Source organism: Oleiphilus sp. HI0067 (assembly GCF_001635735.1).
In genome coordinates, this window is sequence record NZ_LWFI01001268.1 from 1 (window position 1) to 1,257 (window position 1,257).

The 1,257-nt window shown below is 43.0% G+C and carries 1 protein-coding gene; it reads left to right on the forward strand.

The annotated features are described in order from the left end of the window. Window positions 1-229 precede the first annotated feature (229 nt). On the forward strand, window positions 230-469 hold the full coding sequence (locus A3739_RS19505; RefSeq protein WP_068481215.1) for a DUF6316 family protein: 240 nt from the start codon (window positions 230-232) through the stop codon (window positions 467-469). Window positions 470-1,257: the final 788 nt, after the last annotated feature.

Genomic DNA, 1,257 nt, shown 5'->3' on the forward strand with positions numbered 1-1,257 from the left:
GATGATCATGCTCAAACTGTCGAAAACATGGATATGCTGCTTGGTAAGAAGCGAGCAGCGGATCGTAAGTCTTGGCTTGAATCCAAAGGAGACATGGCCGAAGTATAAGAGATAATTCGCGGCACTTGCGGTTCACTTAGATAAGGTTTGTGATTAGTGGCGTGGTATTCGTATTCGTGTTGTTTGATGCCAGCACAGATCAATATCAGGTAGACAAGGAAATATTGCAATGGAGTTTCGTAAAGGAGAAGGCGAAGCGACTTACTTTCGCTCTGAACGCCTTCAAGTTATTGATGGTCAGTATTACATTGCCACACGAGAGGGTGAAGACCTTGGTCCTTTTGGCACGAGAGTTGAGGCAGAGAGAGGCTTAGCGCGCTTTATTGAGGCAATTCAAGATCATGACAATTACAGGTTGGCAAAATCTGCGGCATTAAACGGCGCCTGGGCGACGAATAATTTTCGCTAGTTGGCCGCAACGCATATCATCTGTTGCGAGTTTTTCGGCCAGAATTATCATCCTTTAAAACGTGACGAAGTACTCGCTCTTCCTTATGTATCAACATCTTACTTAAGTTTGTTGGCACAATAGCTAGCAGTATTCAAAAAAGCTTTCGTTTGTATTAACAAAAATAATGACGAGTCAGTGATGAGCGATATTTCAGCTAATTCAGATCCATCTCCAGTTTCATCTTCTCCTTTTTCAAAATTTAAAAAGATATCTCAAGCTATTCTTACAGGAATTATTTTGCTGTTATTGCTCGGCACCATTACATCCGGTACGAGTGAAAATATGCATGCGCAAATGCTTAAACTTGGTGCATATTTGTGGGATGACTATTTTGTGTTGCGAGGCGATCGTCCGATTACGGAGTGTGACCCACAAGAAGACATAGACAGTCGCTTAGATGTTCTAGAGCAAGAGCATANTGCTGAAAATGAAGCGTTTTCACTGTTGGTTGATGATTTTGATAGAGACTCGGCACGAGAGTCATTGGTGCGACAGCTCAGGGTTTGTCAGAAGAAGCATGATGAAGCCGCTATTTACGATCAAAACCTTACTCCTTCAGTTGAGGTATTCCGCTCCTTGGAGCACGTGTTTGCTGACATTAGTTTGTTTGCGATCGCGCATCAGAAGCTGACCTTAATAAGTCTATTAATGCTCGCCACGATTGTGGCAACCGCTAAGCGCAGCCATATTGCTTTTAGAGCGGTTCACCATTTTAAAGATCACTATATTTCGACTACGGCGCAGTT

Excerpts from the sequence above, each read along its gene's own strand:
- A3739_RS19505 (WP_068481215.1), top strand. The coding sequence starts at position 230 with ATGGAGTTTCGTAAAGGAGAAGGCGAAGCGACTTACTTTCGCTCTGAA.